This is a genomic window from Leifsonia sp. 10N434 (genome assembly GCF_056394405.1).
In genome coordinates, this window is the sequence record NZ_JBFTHV010000010.1 from 54,194 (window position 1) to 70,291 (window position 16,098).

General features: G+C 65.9%; 15 protein-coding genes. 11 read left to right on the plus strand and 4 right to left on the minus strand.

The window, feature by feature from the left end; all coding sequences use genetic code 11:
- Window positions 1-302 precede the first annotated feature (302 nt).
- Window positions 303-1,187 carry an ArdC-like ssDNA-binding domain-containing protein gene (locus tag AC1DB1_RS19145; RefSeq protein WP_477201958.1) on the plus strand — a complete coding sequence of 295 codons (885 nt, stop codon included), beginning with the start codon at window positions 303-305 and terminating at the stop codon, window positions 1,185-1,187.
- A 216-nt stretch (window positions 1,188-1,403) separates the two neighbouring features.
- Here the strand turns inward: AC1DB1_RS19145 and AC1DB1_RS19150 are convergent, their stop codons facing one another.
- A complete protein-coding gene (locus AC1DB1_RS19150) occupies window positions 1,404-2,471 on the minus strand; it encodes a sodium:calcium antiporter (protein WP_477201959.1) in 1,068 nt (355 codons plus the stop codon).
- Between the two features lie 103 nt (window positions 2,472-2,574).
- Window positions 2,575-3,354, minus strand: coding sequence for a F0F1 ATP synthase subunit A (atpB, locus tag AC1DB1_RS19155; protein ID WP_477201960.1), 780 nt, complete (start codon window positions 3,352-3,354; stop codon window positions 2,575-2,577).
- Between the two features lie 241 nt (window positions 3,355-3,595).
- Here atpB and AC1DB1_RS19160 point away from each other — a divergent pair, with 241 nt between their 5' ends.
- From AC1DB1_RS19160 to AC1DB1_RS19205, 10 genes are all read left to right on the plus strand, one after another.
- Window positions 3,596-4,363: a glucose 1-dehydrogenase gene (locus tag AC1DB1_RS19160; protein WP_477201961.1), complete on the plus strand. Its 768-nt coding sequence runs from the start codon at window positions 3,596-3,598 to the stop codon at window positions 4,361-4,363.
- Complete coding sequence (locus AC1DB1_RS19165) at window positions 4,360-6,183, plus strand: glycoside hydrolase family 15 protein (protein ID WP_477201962.1); 1,824 nt, start codon at window positions 4,360-4,362, stop codon at window positions 6,181-6,183. The genes AC1DB1_RS19160 and AC1DB1_RS19165 overlap by 4 nt, the downstream gene beginning before the upstream one ends.
- Window positions 6,176-7,507, plus strand: a complete 1,332-nt coding sequence (locus AC1DB1_RS19170) for an NAD(P)/FAD-dependent oxidoreductase (protein WP_477201963.1) — start codon at window positions 6,176-6,178, stop codon at window positions 7,505-7,507. The genes AC1DB1_RS19165 and AC1DB1_RS19170 overlap by 8 nt, the downstream gene beginning before the upstream one ends.
- Before the next feature lie 100 nt (window positions 7,508-7,607).
- Entirely contained in the window at window positions 7,608-7,853 is a 246-nt protein-coding gene (locus AC1DB1_RS19175) for a hypothetical protein (RefSeq protein ID WP_477201964.1), read from the plus strand.
- Between the two features lie 46 nt (window positions 7,854-7,899).
- Window positions 7,900-8,697, plus strand: a complete 798-nt coding sequence (locus AC1DB1_RS19180; RefSeq protein ID WP_477201965.1) for an alpha/beta fold hydrolase — start codon at window positions 7,900-7,902, stop codon at window positions 8,695-8,697.
- Complete coding sequence (locus AC1DB1_RS19185) at window positions 8,694-9,161, plus strand: hypothetical protein (protein WP_477201966.1); 468 nt, start codon at window positions 8,694-8,696, stop codon at window positions 9,159-9,161. The genes AC1DB1_RS19180 and AC1DB1_RS19185 overlap by 4 nt, the downstream gene beginning before the upstream one ends.
- Window positions 9,158-9,838 carry a gluconate 2-dehydrogenase subunit 3 family protein gene (locus AC1DB1_RS19190; RefSeq protein ID WP_477201967.1) on the plus strand — a complete coding sequence of 227 codons (681 nt, stop codon included), beginning with the start codon at window positions 9,158-9,160 and terminating at the stop codon, window positions 9,836-9,838. Before AC1DB1_RS19185 ends, AC1DB1_RS19190 begins: the two co-directional genes overlap by 4 nt.
- Complete coding sequence (locus AC1DB1_RS19195; RefSeq protein WP_477201968.1) at window positions 9,828-11,480, plus strand: GMC family oxidoreductase; 1,653 nt, start codon at window positions 9,828-9,830, stop codon at window positions 11,478-11,480. Before AC1DB1_RS19190 ends, AC1DB1_RS19195 begins: the two co-directional genes overlap by 11 nt.
- Window positions 11,477-13,333 (plus strand): thiamine pyrophosphate-requiring protein, encoded by a 1,857-nt coding sequence (locus tag AC1DB1_RS19200; RefSeq protein ID WP_477201969.1) that lies wholly within the window; start codon window positions 11,477-11,479, stop codon window positions 13,331-13,333. The genes AC1DB1_RS19195 and AC1DB1_RS19200 overlap by 4 nt, the downstream gene beginning before the upstream one ends.
- Window positions 13,330-14,460: an enolase C-terminal domain-like protein gene (locus AC1DB1_RS19205; protein WP_477201970.1), complete on the plus strand. Its 1,131-nt coding sequence runs from the start codon at window positions 13,330-13,332 to the stop codon at window positions 14,458-14,460. Before AC1DB1_RS19200 ends, AC1DB1_RS19205 begins: the two co-directional genes overlap by 4 nt.
- Here AC1DB1_RS19205 and AC1DB1_RS19210 read toward each other — a convergent pair.
- Both AC1DB1_RS19210 and AC1DB1_RS19215 read right to left on the minus strand, forming a co-directional pair.
- The gene (locus AC1DB1_RS19210) at window positions 14,427-14,966 is read right to left on the minus strand and encodes a MarR family transcriptional regulator (protein ID WP_477201971.1); all 540 of its coding nucleotides are present in this window, start codon (window positions 14,964-14,966) and stop codon (window positions 14,427-14,429) included. The two genes, AC1DB1_RS19205 and AC1DB1_RS19210, sit on opposite strands and share 34 nt — an antisense overlap.
- Window positions 14,967-15,097: 131 nt before the next feature.
- Window positions 15,098-16,072 carry an MIP/aquaporin family protein gene (locus AC1DB1_RS19215; RefSeq protein WP_374008523.1) on the minus strand — a complete coding sequence of 325 codons (975 nt, stop codon included), beginning with the start codon at window positions 16,070-16,072 and terminating at the stop codon, window positions 15,098-15,100.
- Between the last annotated feature and the right edge of the window lie 26 nt (window positions 16,073-16,098).

The following is a 16,098-nucleotide window of genomic DNA, read 5'->3' on the forward strand; positions in this document are numbered from 1 at the left end:
AGGCGGCTCCACCCACAACAGCACCCGACAGTGCGGACCGCATGGCACAACAAGACCCGCGGTCGAAGTGGCTGGTGAAGCCGGTGGAGCTGCTACCGCAGCACGCCCCTCTGGCTGTTGGTGACCTGTCCGGATCCGTCATCGTAGCTCGCTGACGCACCTTGCCGTTCCCGCCGATCTGCCACGCGCCCTCCGGGCTTATCTCGCGGCAGATCGGCGGGCACTCCCGGCGCTCACGCTCCCGATTGATTCCCTCTGCCGGACAGCACCAAACCACGGTTGATCACACGAGGGAGCACACCATGAACAGGACATCGACCAGGCACAGTGCGGAAGAACGCAAGGCGCAGGCCGAAGCACTCCACGCCTCAATCCTCGAACAGGTCGAGCGGCTTTCCCAGAGTGGACAGTGGCGGCGATTCCTCGACTTCGCTAGGTCCTTCCACCAGTACAGCCTGAACAACCTGCTCCTGATCCTCGCCCAAAAACCGGACGCGACCATGGTCGCCGGATACCGGCAATGGCAGGCCAAGGGGCGCCAGGTCCGCAAGAACGAAACCGCGATCAAGATCTTCGGCCACAGCACCAAGAAGATCGGCAACGACGACGAAAATGAATCAACGGAGCGCGAACAGCAACGAACCATTCACTACTTCCCGGTGCTATCCGTATTCGACATCTCGCAAACCGACCCGATCCCCGGCGCGACCCCGGTACCGGAGAATCCGGCCCAGCACCTCACCGGCGACGACGACCACGGAGTCCTCCAGCCACTCACCGCATACCTTCACAGCGACGGATGGGCCGTCCTCCGCGAACCGCTGACCCACGCGAACGGGTACACCGACACGAACCGCCATGTCGTCGTCATCGGCCGCGATCTGGCACCCGAGCACGCCGCGAAGACACTCATCCACGAAGCCGCCCACATCAAACTGCAACACATCGACGATGTCAACGAATACCGCCAGCACCGTGGCCGCATGGAAGTGGAAGCCGAGTCGGTCGCCTACATCGTGGGCGGCCTCAACGGGTTCGACACCAGCGCGTACAGCATTGGCTACATCGACGGATGGGCCGACGAAGACCTCGACCTCATTCGCGAAATTGCAGCACGCGTCCTGCGCTGCGCACAAACGCTCTCCCAAATGATGGAGGAGCGGAACGCTCCAAACAGCTCAGACTGAAGCGTTTACAAGTGTTTGGCTGGCGCTAGCGACGGTGGGACGTGATCTCTAGTTCGATCGCTAAGAGTCCAAGGAATTCGGTAAGAGTGCAGCGGTCTCACCACAATCAGCCCTGCGCCAGCAAAGGGAGGCGAACTGCACAAACACGCTCGGCATCATTGCGGCGGCGCCTAGTTGAATATCGGCGACCACGCAGACCAGCGGCAACCGCTCGTCTCAGCTGATGGCGATTGCCACAAGTCCCCCGACCCCGATCAGGTAGAGAACCACCACAGCAAGCGAGTCCGGGCCCACGCCGGCGACGTGCCTGCGTGGCCGGAATATGAGGCCGATGGCGTACACGACGGTCAGCAGGCCCGCCAGCGCCGTCAGGTAGATGTCACTTGCGTTCGCCTGCGGGAGAACGGCTTTGCCGCTGATCAGCGTGGCGACGAGGAACAGAACCGGCAGGAATGCGTTACCGCCGAAAATGTCGCTGACGGCCAAGTTGTCATCGCCTTGCTTCACCGCCTGCAGGCCGGTAGAGATCTCCGGGAGGCTGGTGGCCAGCGCCAGCACCGTTGCACCGAAAAGCACTCCGGAAACCCCGACCTGCTTGGCGGCCGCGTCTCCAGCGAGCTCCAAAGCGACTCCGGACGCCAGGGTAAGCAGCGCCGCCACGCTGAAGATGATTGCCGCCTTCGCGGTGCTCATCTGCTCAGGACTCGCCGGCTTCCGAGTGCGGTGCGCGCTGGGGTGGGGCGTCGTCGTGTCCGGGGCCGTGCCGTCCTCTTGCCAGGGGAGGCCTTTGCCTGCACGTCGCACTAAGAAGAGGCCAACCAGCCAGATCGCCGCGATCAGGACAACGTCAGGCGTGAGGCGGGCGAACAGCAGGCCGGCAGGGAGCTGGCTGCCAGCGATGACCACCGAGAGGACGGCGACCACCACCACTGCTTCCAGGACGAGACCGAGGGACGCCGCCCGGTAGGTGATGGGCTTCACGCCCTTGCCACGCTTGCCGAACGCGTCCAGAACGGCGATGACGACCGTCTGAAGAGCGATACCACCCAGGATGTTTCCAACGGCGACGCCGATTGAACCGGAAACCGCGGCACTGACGGTGATCGCGATCTCCGGCAGATTCGTGGCCACGGCGAGCACGATCAGGCCACCGAGCGCGCTCCCGAGATGCAACCGGCTGTCCAGAACATCAGTCGTCTTCGACAGCTGAATACCGGAGAACCAGATGACCGCCGCAGCTGCCACGAAGATGAGCACCAGCAGCCACATCGGCAAAGAGTCCATGGGCCCCATGAAACCCCGGCACGTGCGTTTCTACAACTATTGCGATTCAGCAATCACAACACGCCGATTCATTTCACTTGTGCCCGTGATCCAAAAGGGAGGGTCAATGCTCGTCGGCGACGGCCAACTGGATGTAGACACCCGTGAGCAAAGCGAAGATGTAGGCCTGAAGCACCCCGACGAGGATCTCCATGAGAGTGAACGCGAAGCCGAAGACCATCGTCCCCAGGCCCAGCAGCTTGAAGGCGGCCGGCGCTTGGAGGAGGAACCAGGCAGTCCCAGAGAAGAAAAGCACGAGTAGCAGGTGCCCGACCACCATGTTCATCATCAGCCGAAGTACGAGGGTCACTGGGCGCACGATGAAGGTAGAGACCAGTTCGATGGGGGTCACGATGATGTAGAGCGGCCACGGCACGCCGGGCGGGAACAGCGAACCGCGGAAGAACCCGCTCGGACTGCGCCGCACTCCTGCGTAGATAAAGGCCCCGTACGCCACGATCGCCAACACCAGCGGGACCCCGATCACTGCAGAACCCGCCATGTTCAAGCCGGGGACGATGCTGGTGAGGTTGAAGAACAACACCATAAAGAAAATGGTTGTGAGCAGAGGCAGGAAGCGTGTGCCGTCCTTCTTCCCCAGCAGGTCTTCCGCGATGTTGACGCGAACGAAGTCGAGTCCCATCTCGACGATGCTCTGGAAGCGTCCCGGCACCACCCGCATACGCCGGGTACCGAGGCCGAAGATCAGCAGGATCGCAAGCGTCGCGATGAACCGGATGACAGTGACCCGATTGATCTCGAACGGGGTGCCCGAAAACAGGATCGGCGGCGGGAAGAAGTCGTTGATGGACGGGCCGGAGAACCCTGAGTCAGCGAGGAGCACGAAGAATCTGCTTTCCGTGATGCCCGGGGCAGCGAGGCAAATTCGCGGGCAGGGATCGTCGAAATGGTTGGTCGGCGGCCTCCTGACCACTGAACCATTGAGATCCTAACAGTCACCATTGCGATAGTGCAACCGTTGCGATCGAGCATGCACCGACCGATCCGCGGCGGACCGCGAAACAGTTGCATTTGCGCAAGTAACGGGTTTCAATGGGCGGCGACTCTCACAGAAGGTGGTGCGCATGGATTTGGCAGGCAAGGTCGCGGTTGTGACCGGCGGCAACAGCGGGATCGGTGCGGCGATCGTCCGGGGGCTCGCTGCGGCGGGGGCTTCCGTGGTGATCGACTACGTGGCGCGGCCGGAGGACACCGCAGACCTCGTGAAGGAGATCAGCGCGGCAGGAGGCAAAGCTCTCGGCGCCGACGCGGATGTCAGCACAACCGCGGGTATCGACAAGCTGATCAGCACAGCTAAGAATGAGTTCGGTCAGCTCGACATCTTCGTCAACAACGCCGGGATCGAAACGCGTCAAGGGCTGCTTGACCTCGACGAGGACAGCTTCGACAAGGTGATCTCCGTGAACCTGAAGAGCGCCGTCTTCGGTACCCAGCGTGCGGCCCAAACCTTCATCGACCAGGGGTCGGGTGGCGTCGTTATCAACGTCTCGTCCGTACACGAGGACTGGCCGATGCCCGGCAACCTTGCCTACTGCGTCTCCAAGGGCGGGATGCGCATGCTGACACGGACCGCCGGCGTCGAACTCGGCCCGCATGGCGTCCGCGTCGTCAACGTCGCTCCGGGAGCCGTTGCCACCCCAATCAACGCGCAGACGATGCAGGACGACTCGCTCCGCGAGAAGCTGGAGGATTCCATCCCGCTCCGGAAGGTGGCCGACCCGGCCGAGATCTCACGGGTGGTGGCGTTCGTGGCCTCCGCCGGCGGCGACTATATGACGGCCACGACGGTCTTCGTCGACGGCGGGATTATGCAGGGCGGCCCGGGGCTGTGAGCGCCTCCCGCATCGAGGAGTACGCGCTGATTGGAGACCTCCACACTGCGGCGATGGTCTCCGCCGACGGGTCCGTCGACTGGCTGTGCCTGCCACGGTTCGACTCGCCGGCTTGCTTCGCCGCAATGCTGGACGAGGATTCCGCCGGCCGGTGGCTCCTCGCTCCGGTCGGCGCGGGACGATGCACCCGCCGCGGCTACCGCGACGGCACGCTGATCCTCGAGACAGAGTGGGAGACGAGTACCGGGCACGTCCGAGTGACGGACTTCATGCCCGTGCGCGAGCACGCGGCCGATCTGGTGCGAATCGTCGAGGGGTTGGAGGGGTCGGTGGAGATGGTGACCCATCTCCTCCTCCGCTTCGACTACGGCCACGTCGTCCCGTGGGTGACCCGGACCGAGCGAGGGATTCTGGCGGTCGCTGGGCCCGAGGCAGTGCAGGTGACCGCCGACGTGCCGCTGAACGGTCGTGACTTGAGCACGGTGGCGGAGTTCACGGTCGAGGTCGGTGACCGGGTGCGGTTCGTGCTCACCTGGTCCCCGAGCCATGAGCCGCAGCCGACACCAGCCGACCCGGACACAGCGCTGGTCGTTACCGAGCAGTTCTGGACCGAGTGGAGCAGCCGGAGCACCGCGTACGGCCCGAACATGGACGCCATCCAGCGGTCCTTGATCACCCTGAAAGCACTCACCTATCAACCGACCGGAGGCATCGTGGCGGCACCCACGACATCTCTCCCCGAGCAGATGGGGGGGCCAAGGAACTGGGACTACCGGTACTGCTGGCTGCGCGACGCCACGCTGGCGCTTCAATCACTCCTCACCGCCGGCTACACCGACGAGGCCCGGTCCTGGCGCGACTGGCTGCTCCGCGCCGTCGCCGGCGACCCCGCCGACCTGCGGATCATGTACGGCATCGACGGGCGACGCCGCCTGCCTGAGGAGCAGCTGGACTGGCTGGACGGCTACGCCGGCTCGTCGCCGGTGCGCGTAGGCAACGCCGCTGCGGGCCAACTGCAGCTGGATGTCTGGGGTGAAGTGCTGGACGGGTTGGCGCTTACCCGCTCGACCATCGGGTCCGGCGAGGAGGACGCGTGGGACCTGCAGATCGCCCTGATCGAGCACCTGGAGACCGTGTGGCGGGAGCCTGACAACGGGCTCTGGGAGATCCGCGGACCCAAGCAACATTTTACCCACTCGAAACTCATGGCCTGGGTTGCGGCGGACCGCATGGTTCAGGGCGCGCGTCGCTTTGACCTGCCCGGGCCCGTCCGACGCTGGGAGCGTCTGCGGGCGGCGATCCGGCGCGACATCCTCGAGAACGGCTATGACGCCTCCCGCAACACCTTCGTACAGGCCTACGGGTCCCAGGAGCTGGACGCGGCGCTGCTGCTCATCCCCCGCGTCGGGTTCCTGCCCGGGAACGACCCCCGGGTCGTCGGCACGATCGACGCCATCCAGCAGCACCTGACCGAGGACGGACTCGTGCTCCGCTACCGTCCCGAACTCAGCGACGATGGCCTGCCCGGCACAGAAGGCGTGTTCATCGCCTGCTCCTTCTGGCTGGTCGACGCGCTGATCGGTGCGGGGCGAACCGCGGAGGCCGAGAACCTCTTCGCGCGGCTGCTGAACCTCCGCAACGACGTCGGGCTCCTGAGCGAGGAGTGGGACCCGCGCGAGCACCGCCAGCTGGGCAACACGCCGCAGGCGTACAGCCACTTCGCGCTCGTCCGCAGCGCCTTCCATCTCCTGGCCGGGGACGCCGGCACCACAGAGGACCGCATCCACATCGAAAGTACCAAGGAATCCAGCCATGCCTGAACCACACATCCTCATCCTCGGTGGCGGATTCGCCGGGTTCACTCTTGCCCGTCAGCTGCGAAGCGATACGACAGCCCAACGCCTCCGGGTCACCGTGGTCGAGCCGGAACAGTACCTGACCTACAAACCGCTGCTGCCCGAGGTGGCAGGCGGGGAGACGGCGCCTCGCGACACGCTGGTGCCGCTCGCAGGCCGTTTCCCTCACGCGCAGCTCATGGCAGGAGCAGTGGAGGCGGTGGATACATCGGCCAAGGTAGCGGTGATCCGCTTGCTCGATGGCACGGTACGCACTGTCGCTTTCGACCATGTCGTGTTCGCCCTTGGAGCAGTCAGCAAGACAATGCCCATCCCCGGACTTTCCGAGCACGCGATCGGGTTCTCGAGCGTGGAAGAAGCGGTGTACCTGCGCGACCATGTCGTGGACAGGGTGCGTTTCGCGTCGGCGACGCAGGATCCGGCCGAGCGGCAGCGAGCACTTACCTTCGTCTTCGTAGGTGGCGGCTACACGGGGGTTGAGGCGATCGCCGAGCTGCATCGACTGGCGAGGATGGAGCTCGGCCGCTACCCGGCGCTCGAGCGCGAGCGGATGTCGTGGCTCCTGGTCGAGGAGGCTGGCCGTATCGCGGCCGAATTGCCGCCGAAACTGTCGCAGTGGACTCTCCAGCTGCTTCGACGCCGGGGCATCACGGTGCTCCTGCACACGAAGCTCATCTCGTGCGAAGACGGAATCGCGCACCTCGACAACGGCGACGCGCACCCCTGCGACACCCTCGTCTGGGCCGCCGGCGTCACCCCGAATCCAGTACTCGACCGGGCCGACGTTCCACGCGGCGCGAAGGGCCACGTGCAGTGCAACGCGCGGCTACAGGCGGTACGCAACGACGGCTCCCCCATCGAGGGAGTGTGGGCCCTCGGTGACAACGCGCAAATCCCGGACCTGACCGCCGACAAGCAACCAGCGTTCTGCCCGCCCAACGCGCAGAACGCGATCCGCCAGGCCAAAGTCCTGGCATCGAACATCCGCGCGGCGATCCACGGCGCGGAAGCGATCGAGTACCGGCACCGCAGTCTCGGCACGCTTGCCAGCTACAGCGGCCACCAGGGCGCTGCGGTCGTGCGGACACTGCCCTTGCATGGCGCGGCCGCGTGGGCGGTCGACAAGGTGTACCACGCGGTGGCACTACCCAGCGCCGGACGGCGGCTGCGTCTCGTCCTCGGGTGGATCGCGAACGCACTGGCGCCTCGCGACACCGCATCCACGAGTGCAGTGCAGGACCCCCGCGCGCGGTTCGTTCGTGCGGCCGCTCAACAGAACCACGACTGAGCGACCTCCTAGCAATCGGCTGGGTCTCGGGTTCACCCCCCTTCACTAGCAGTCGCGTTAGTGCAATGATTGCGTAAAGGCAACTAAAGGAGGTGGCACGATGGGCAAACACGACGACACGGACCGAAGCGGTTCCAGCGCCGACCGGGACGCACTGGAAGGCCAGTACACCCAGCGAGGCGAGACAGGCCCCCGAACGGTCCACGGCCAATACACCGAGACGAGCACCGACGCACCCGATCCACTCGCCGAAGGCGAGTACACGGGCGCATCGCACCACGGCGAGCCGCCAGAGGTCGCGAGCACGCATGAGCGGCACGGGAACTACCCCAAGGCCGAGCACTGACGTGGCGGGACTGCACGTACGCTTCCCAGACGGACGGATCGTCGGGTTGACGGCCATCGGCGATCCGGCCGCGAAACGCCTCGTGGTGCTCTGCCACCCGACGGCAGGATCTTCCGGGTTCGACCCAGACCCCGTCCTCACATCCACCTGGGGGCTTCACCTGGTCTCGTTCGACCGTCCCGGCTATGGAGCATCCGACCCCTACCCGACAGAGAGCGAGCCATCGGCGAACCGGTGGGCTGACGCAGTCGCCGCCTACCTCGACCAGGCGGAAAGTTCCGCGAGCTCGACCGCCAGCACCGACTTCGGCTCCATCGGCGTCGTCGGCTGGCGGGAGGGCGGCCTGTTCGCCGCGGCCCTCGCGGCGCGGCACCCCGAGTTCGTCGACCGCCTCGCGCTGATCGGCTGCCCGGCCCTGCCCGCATTGGCCGAAACGGGGGCCCGGGCCCGAACCCGCAAGGCCGACGCCGCCTGGTTCGACCCCCAGCGCGTGACATCGGCGGGCCCGCGATGGGACGCCACCTCCTACGAACGCCGTGTCGACCGGATGATGGCTGACGCTCAACTGCAGGGAACCGCCGGCGTCGACGCCGACCTGCAGTGTTTCCGCGCCGAGCCGCCGAGCCTGTCCACTACGGCCGCGGAGACGCTCGTACTGGTCGGGCGGCAGGACACCTATGCCACTCCGCGCGACGCACGCTGGTTCGCCGATGAAATCCCCAACTCCCGGATCGTCGTAGCGGAACACGGGGGCCGGGACCTGATTGCAAGCACATGGGAAAGCATCCTCGAGCACGTCGCCCCCGAACACGGGCAGCTAGGGCCCCAGGACGGAGATCGATGACGGCACGCAGCAGAAGGACCGCGCCCGCCGGAGCCCTGCACGGTATCGACCGACTGGTCAAGAACGTCGAGACTGGACGCTTCGAACGCTCACTATCGGCACTAACGGCTGCGGGCGCTCTGGTTACCGCGGCAGAAATCTACTTCGAGCATGACAAGGCGAGCTTCGGCAACAAGTGGATGTGGGTGCCGGTGATCCTCGGCCCAATCGGTGCCGCGGCCGGCATTGCCGGTGTGACCAGCCGCCGCCTGGCGAAGACGGTGCTGCCCGTCGCGGCAGCGACGATCGTCGCCAATGGACTACAAGGTACCTACTTGCACGCACGCGGGGTCGCTCAGAAGCCGGGAGGATGGCACAACCTGCGCTACAACCTCGAGATGGGCCCGCCATTGCTCGCCCCGCTTCTCGTGACCCTGGTCGGCGGGATGGGGCTGCTCGCGGCAGTCCTGAGGCGCGAAAAATGACGGGGCTTCCCCTGCCGTCCTCGCGCGGAGGCAACCGTTTCCCTGGTTTCGATGCGCTCGCGCAGCGCGACCACTGGGACGAGGTCACCCGGTCGCTCGTGCTGTCGCGGCTGAGCCTGCTTCCTCAGATGCGGTTCTTCGACGTCACCGAAGAAGCCTGCGCCACCGCTTTGTTCGACCAGCTCCTCGACCAGCGCAAAGAGCCGCGGGTTCCAGTGACCGCTATGGTGGACGCCCGCCTGGCGGAGAAGCAGACCGACGGCTGGCACTTTGACTCAATGCCGGAGGACGCCGTCGCGTGGCGGCAGTCGCTGGCCGCCCTGGATGAGGACGCCTCGGCCGCGTACGGCACGTGCTTCGTCGACTGCTCCTGGACCGACCAGGAGAGCATGCTCGCGCGCATCCAGCACATCGGGGAACAACCCTGGCACGACCTTACGGCCTCCCAGGTGTGGGGTCTGTGGACCCGGTACGCCTGCACCGCGTTTTACTCCCACCCGTGGGCCTGGAACGAGATCGGGTTCGCCGGCCCGGCCTACCCACGCGGCTACAAAAACCTCGGTATCGACCGGCTCGAACCGTTCGAGGTCGCCGACGCGAACCCCGCCGACGATCCGACGAAGACCGCGCACGATCACGGCACCTCCTCCGAGGCTGGAACATCCCATGAGCACTGACGTCCGCGAACGCAACGACTCGGCCTGGCTGCTGACCCCGAACGGCGCAGCCCCCGAGCACCGGCTCCGCGACGACATGCGCCGCTTCGGCGACGCGGACATCGTTGACCTGGTCATCGTCGGGTGCGGCGCAGGCGGGTCGACCTTGCTGCAACGCGTGGCGCGCGCGGGCTGGACGGTCGTGGCCCTGGACGCCGGACCGTTCTGGAATCCGGAGACCGACTGGGTGAGCGACGAGGCCGGATCGCACGAACTGTACTGGACGGAACCCCGGCAGATCGGTGGCGCAGACCCGGTCCCCCTCGGCTCGAACAACTCGGGCCGAGGCGTCGGCGGGTCAATGGTTCACTACGCCGGCTACGTCCCCCGCTTCCATCCCAGCGACTTCCGCACCCGCAGCCAAGACGGCGTGGGAGCCGACTGGCCCATCGAGTACGACGACCTCCGGCCGTATTACTCCGCCATCGAGGGCGAGCTGCCGGTCGCCGGGGAGCATTGGCCCTGGGGCGACCCCCACTCCTACCCGCACCGGCCGCATCCCGTCTCAGGGAACGGCGAAGTGTTCCAGCGCGGGGCCCTGGCCTCCGGGATCACCGCCAAGGTCGGCCCGGTCGCCATCGCGAACGGCCGTTTCGGGAACCGGCCGCACTGCATCTACCGCGGCTTCTGCCTCCAAGGGTGCAAGGTCAATGCCAAAGCGTCTCCGCTCATCACCCACATCCCGGACGCCCTCCACCACGGGGCCGAAGTACGCGCCGACAGCATGGTCACCTCGATCGAGATCGACCAGCGGACCGGACGCGCAACCGGCGTCCACTACGTCAAGAACGGCAGGCAGCGGTTCCAGCGGGCGCGGATGGTCGCTGTCGCCGGCTACTCCATCGAGACGCCGCGACTGCTGCTCAACTCCACGTCAGAACGCTTCCCCGACGGGCTCTGCAACGACTTCGACCAGGTCGGCCGCTACCTGATGGTTCAGGGGGCCCCGCAAACCGCCGGCCGGTTCGACTCCGAGATCCGGATGTGGAAAGGTCCACCGCCCGAGGTCAGCACCGAGGACTTCTACGAGACCGACCCGAGCAAGCCATACAAACGAGGGTTCTCGATCCAGACCGTATCGCCGTTGCCGATCACCTGGGCGGAGCACGTCATGGCCGAGGGACGCTGGGGTGCGGAGCTCCGCAACTACATGTCCGACTACGTGCACTGGGCATGCCTGGGCGCCCTCTGCGAATTCCTTCCACAGCCGAACAACCGCGTCACCTTGAGCGACGAAAAGGACCGCTACGGCCTGCCCGTTGCGCACTTCTCGTACAGCCAGTGCGACAACGACCGGGCCCTCGCACGGGCCGCGCAAGCCGTCATGGAGCGGATCCTCACCGCAGCCGGCGCCAGCGAAACCATCACAATCCAGCGCTACGCCCACCTGGTCGGCGGCGCCCGCATGGCCCCCAACCAGGAGGACGGTGTGGTGGATGCGGACTGCCGCAGCTTCGCCGTCCCCAACCTACTAATCACCGACGGCAGCGTACTGCCGACCCAGGGAAGCGCCAACCCGGCACTGACCATCATGGCGATCGCCGCGCGAGCGGCCGACCGTCTCATCCGGCACCCGGACAAAACCGAAAGAGAGTCACAATGACCAGCGTGAGCGACTTCGTCATCCGGCGCATCCGCGACTGGGGGGTCAGCCGCGTGTTCGGGTTTCCCGGCGACGGCATCGGCGATTTCGATGGCGCGCTCGGCAGAGCCGAGCGCGCGGGAACGGGCCTGGAGTACATCCGGCCGACCCACGAGGAGATCTGCGCCCTGATGGCGACAGCGCACGCGAAATTCACCGGCGAGATCGGGGTGTGCACCGCAACCTCGAGCCCCGGCGCCTTTCATCTGCTCAACGGGCTCTACGACGCGATGATGGACAACCAGCCGGTGGTCGCCATCGTCGGCCAACAGGGCGTGAACGCGTTGGGCACCTTCAACCAGCAGGAGAGCAACCTGGAACGCGTCTTCTCGGACGTGGCCTGCTACGTGCAGACCATCGTCTCCCCCGAGCAAGCGCAGGCCGTCGTCGACACCGCCTTCCGGACAGCACGCGTGCGACTGCAGCCCGCCGTCGTCATCCTTCCTCACGACATCCAGGGCATGAAGATGGTCGAACCGGAACCTGAGATGTGGGTGTCCCGGTCGAGCGCGGTCGCACCATCGACGGCGATCGTTCCTCCGCACAGCGAGCTGCTGAAAGCGGCGGAGATCATCAACGCCGGCCAGAAGGTCACCTTCCTCGTCGGACACGGCGCCAACGGGGCGACCGACGAGGTGCTGGAGGCGGCGAGGCTGGCGGGCGCCGGCATCGTCACCGCTCTGCGGGGCAAGCAGGTCGTGCCCTCCGACGTGCCATACCACTCACAACAAGTCGGGTTGCTCGGATCGGTGCCGAGCCTGCACCAAATGAAGGGATGCGACACGCTCCTCCTGCTCGGCACGAACTATCCGTACGGCCAATTCCTGCCGGCCACCGGGCAGGCCCGCGCCATCCAGGTCGACCTCAAGCCCGAGCAGATGGGACTCCGCTACCCAACCGAGCTGAACCTCTGGGGCGACGTCAAGAGCACCCTAACCGCGCTGATCCCGCTGCTGCACGAAACGACGGACCTCGACTGGCAGCAGAGCATCGCGGACGAGATGGTTCAGTGGGAGGGCGAGATGGACGCGCAGGCCATGGCGCACTATGACGACGGCGTCAACCCTCGGCGCGTGTACTACGAGCTCAACAAGCGCCTGCCGGAGCGGGCGATCGTCACGGCCGACGCCGGAACGACCGCCGACTGGTACGGTCACCACATCCGCCTGCGACGAGGGATGATGGGCGACCTCTCGGGCCGCCTGGCAACCATGCTCGCCGCGATGCCATACGCGGTCGCGGCCAAATTCGCCTACTCGGATCGGGCGGTGATCTGCACCATCGGCGACGGCGCATTCCAGATGCTGGGCATGAACGAGCTCATCACCATCAAGAAGTACCTCGACCGGTGGCAAAGTCCGCAGCTGATCATCCTGGTCCTGCACAACAACGACCTCACTCAGGTGTCGTGGGAAATGCGGACCGAAGACGGCAACCCGGTATGGAACACCGCACAGGAGGTGGAATCGGTCGACTACGCAGGGTGGGCGAAACTCCTCGGCTTCCAAGGCATCACGGTCACCGATGACGATCAGATCGCCGACGCCTGGGATGCAGCTTTCGCGCACCAAGGCGTCACCCTCCTCGATGCACACACCAGCAAGAACGTCCCCCCGCTCCCGCCGCACATCACCCTCGAATACGCGAAGAACACGGCCAAGGCGCTGCTGAAGGGCGACCCCAGCGAGCTCGGTGTAATCCGCGACTCTGCGACCGCCCTGATCACCGAAGGCGTGGAGCGCGTCAAGGGCAAACTGCACCTCGGAGACAACTCGGACGACAGCGCGACACGAGTTCCCAGAGGGAATAGATGACGGAGCACGGCCAGGTCAACCGAGTGAGAGTGTCCGCGTACTCGGTGCCGACAACCACCGCAGGTGAAGCGCAGCCCGAGTCGGACGGAACCGCCCAGTGGGACAGCACCGGCATGCTCATCGTCGAAGTCGAGGCGGACGGCCGCACCGGGCTCGGCTACTCCTACACCTCTCCGGCCGCCCTCGCCATCATCAGAGGGGTCCTGGCACCCCACATCATCGGCACGGATCCGCTCGCCGCCGAGTCAACCTTCTGGACGATGGCGGGCGCAGTCCGCAACCTCGGCTGGGCCGGAGTATGCGCGAGTGCAATCTCGGCCGTGGACATCGCACTCCACGACCTACGCGCCCGGAAGCTGGAGGTCTCCCTCCTCCAACTACTAGGCGGCTCAGCGACCAACGTGATGGCCTACGGGAGCGGCGGGTTCACCAGCTACTCGATCCCGGAACTCCAGAATCAGCTCGGAGGCTGGGCCGACGACGGGCTGCGCGCGGTGAAGATGAAGATCGGATCCGCGCCCGCGGACGACCTGGAACGCGTACGGGCGGCCCGGGACGCGATCGGTCCAAAAGTGCAGCTGTTCGTCGACGCAAACGGCGCATACAACGTCAAACAGGCCCTCGGTTTCGCCGCGCACTTCGAAGACGAGGACGTCACCTGGTTCGAGGAGCCCGTCTCCAGCGACGACCTCGCGGGGCTACGTCTGATCCGCAATCACGGGCCCGCCGGCATGCAGGTCGCCGCTGGCGAATACGGCTATACGACCCAGTACTTCGCAACCATGTTGGCGGCCGGCGCGGTCGACACCCTGCAAGCCGACGCGACCCGCTGCGGCGGTGTGACCGGCTTCCTCCGCGCATCCACCCTGGCCCACGCCGCCGGCATACCGTTGAGTGCGCACACCGCCCCGGCCATCCATGCGACGCTGGGGGCTGCGCTGGCCAACGTCGTGCATGTGGAGTACTTCCACGACCACGCGCAGATCGAGGCAGCGTTCTTCGACGGTGGACCCACACTGTCGGGAGGAGACCTTCAAGTTTTTCGCGCTTCGGCCGGCCACGGTCTGGCCTTTAAACACGCGGACGCGGAACGCTACCTCGTCGAGGAATGGTCCTCGGCGAAATAGCTGTCGTGCCCGGGCTGCAGCGAGAACGTGAAGCGGCCGTCATGGATGGGTTCCCCACCTGCTGCACCGGCGAACAGTTCCAGCGCGGTGGCGACCGTACTCTGCTCCTCCGCTGAGAGGCTGGCAAGCACCTCGGCCATTTGACGCCGGCGCTGGTCCAGCACGTGGTTCACCAGCTCGACCCCTGCCTGCGTCAGCTGCAGTCGGATGTAGCGACGGTCCATGGGGTCGTCCGAGCGCACTATGTAGCCAGCTTGGACCAGTTTTTCACAGGCCCGGGTCGCGTTCGACGGGTGAACGTTCAGCTCCTCGGCGACCGCACCGAGATTCTGCGGCCCCGCGGCGGCGATCATCATCAGCACCCGCAACTGCGGCGTGGTGACCCGATCCTCGACCTCGAGCACCGACCTGGCCGCGACGCGCATCATTACGTTCGCCGCCGAAAGAGCTGCATCGACAGCGCGGTCGGCTGACGCACGGTCGTCCGTGGCGTGAGGGCTGGTCATCCGCTCAGTATTCCCTCTTCGTTGCGGCTACGCAAATCTTGCGCCGATCCCAGTGGGCCGGCAAAACAGGGCGCGGGGAGGGGACGTGGACGACCCCTCCCCGCACCTGTGACGAAGCCGCCGCCGATCGGCTATCGGCGGGAACGCGGCTCCGTGGTGTCCGGCCCAGGTGGACGTGCCGGAGTCTCGGCCTGCGCATGCATCGCGGGCCCGCCACGCAGAAGACGAGCGTGCAGGATGTCCCCGATGAACAAGTCATAGAGGATGACGCCGATCATGCCGCCGATCAGCGGCCCGAGGATCGGCACCCACATGTAGCCGCTGAACCACGGCCCGTCGCCCGGAACGGCGAGATCACCCCATCCAGCTACCCACGCCAGAAGCCGTGGACCGAGATCACGAGCCGGGTTGATCGCGTAACCAGCATTCGCCCCGAAGGACATGCCGATCGCCGCGACAGCGAAGCCGATGATGAGCGGACCGAGGTTGGCCTGCACGGCCGTATTGCGCAAATCGATGACCGCGGCGATCAGCATCAGCAGGAACATCGTCCCGACGATCTGATCGAACAACGGTCCCCACATGTTCCCGTCGTAATACGGGGCAGGGAACGTGGCGAAGATCGAGAACGAGGCGAGGGTATGCCCGTTGACCTTCGGTCCCTTGCTCGCCGCATCAAAGGCACCGATCGCCGCGGCGTACACCCCGAGCACCAAAGCGGCGCCCAGGAATGCCCCAATCAGCTGGGACAGCATGTACGGCAGCACCTTCACCCAGGCGAACCCACGACGAATTGCGAAGGCCAACGTCACCGCCGGATTCAGGTGAGCGCCACTCACTCCGCCGGCGACGTACACGCCGAACACAACCGCCATCGCCCACCCCCAGGTGATCAGGAGCCAGTCCCCTGCACCCAGGAAGAACGTGGTCGGACCTTCGGTTCGCCCGGAACCCGGCAGCGCTGCAACCGCCATAGCGACAACACCGTCGCCGAACGAGATCAGCACGAACGTGCCCAGCAGCTCAGCCAGACACTCACCCCAGAGCCCACTCCGACGCTTCAGCCCCCAACCCTTCATCAGGACCGGAATCGTGTCGTCAGTCATCGCATACCTCCAACGGAGCCAGTGCC

Coding starts and splice junctions, on each gene's coding strand:
- AC1DB1_RS19145 (WP_477201958.1), top strand. CDS start 303: ATGAACAGGACATCGACCAGGCACAGTGCGGAAGAACGCAAGGCGCAG.
- AC1DB1_RS19150 (WP_477201959.1), bottom strand. CDS start 2,471: ATGGACTCTTTGCCGATGTGGCTGCTGGTGCTCATCTTCGTGGCAGCT.
- AC1DB1_RS19160 (WP_477201961.1), top strand. CDS start 3,596: ATGGATTTGGCAGGCAAGGTCGCGGTTGTGACCGGCGGCAACAGCGGG.
- AC1DB1_RS19170 (WP_477201963.1), top strand. CDS start 6,176: ATGCCTGAACCACACATCCTCATCCTCGGTGGCGGATTCGCCGGGTTC.
- AC1DB1_RS19175 (WP_477201964.1), top strand. CDS start 7,608: ATGGGCAAACACGACGACACGGACCGAAGCGGTTCCAGCGCCGACCGG.
- AC1DB1_RS19185 (WP_477201966.1), top strand. CDS start 8,694: ATGACGGCACGCAGCAGAAGGACCGCGCCCGCCGGAGCCCTGCACGGT.
- AC1DB1_RS19190 (WP_477201967.1), top strand. CDS start 9,158: ATGACGGGGCTTCCCCTGCCGTCCTCGCGCGGAGGCAACCGTTTCCCT.
- AC1DB1_RS19195 (WP_477201968.1), top strand. CDS start 9,828: ATGAGCACTGACGTCCGCGAACGCAACGACTCGGCCTGGCTGCTGACC.
- AC1DB1_RS19200 (WP_477201969.1), top strand. CDS start 11,477: ATGACCAGCGTGAGCGACTTCGTCATCCGGCGCATCCGCGACTGGGGG.
- AC1DB1_RS19205 (WP_477201970.1), top strand. CDS start 13,330: ATGACGGAGCACGGCCAGGTCAACCGAGTGAGAGTGTCCGCGTACTCG.
- AC1DB1_RS19210 (WP_477201971.1), bottom strand. CDS start 14,966: ATGACCAGCCCTCACGCCACGGACGACCGTGCGTCAGCCGACCGCGCT.
- AC1DB1_RS19215 (WP_374008523.1), bottom strand. CDS start 16,072: ATGACTGACGACACGATTCCGGTCCTGATGAAGGGTTGGGGGCTGAAG.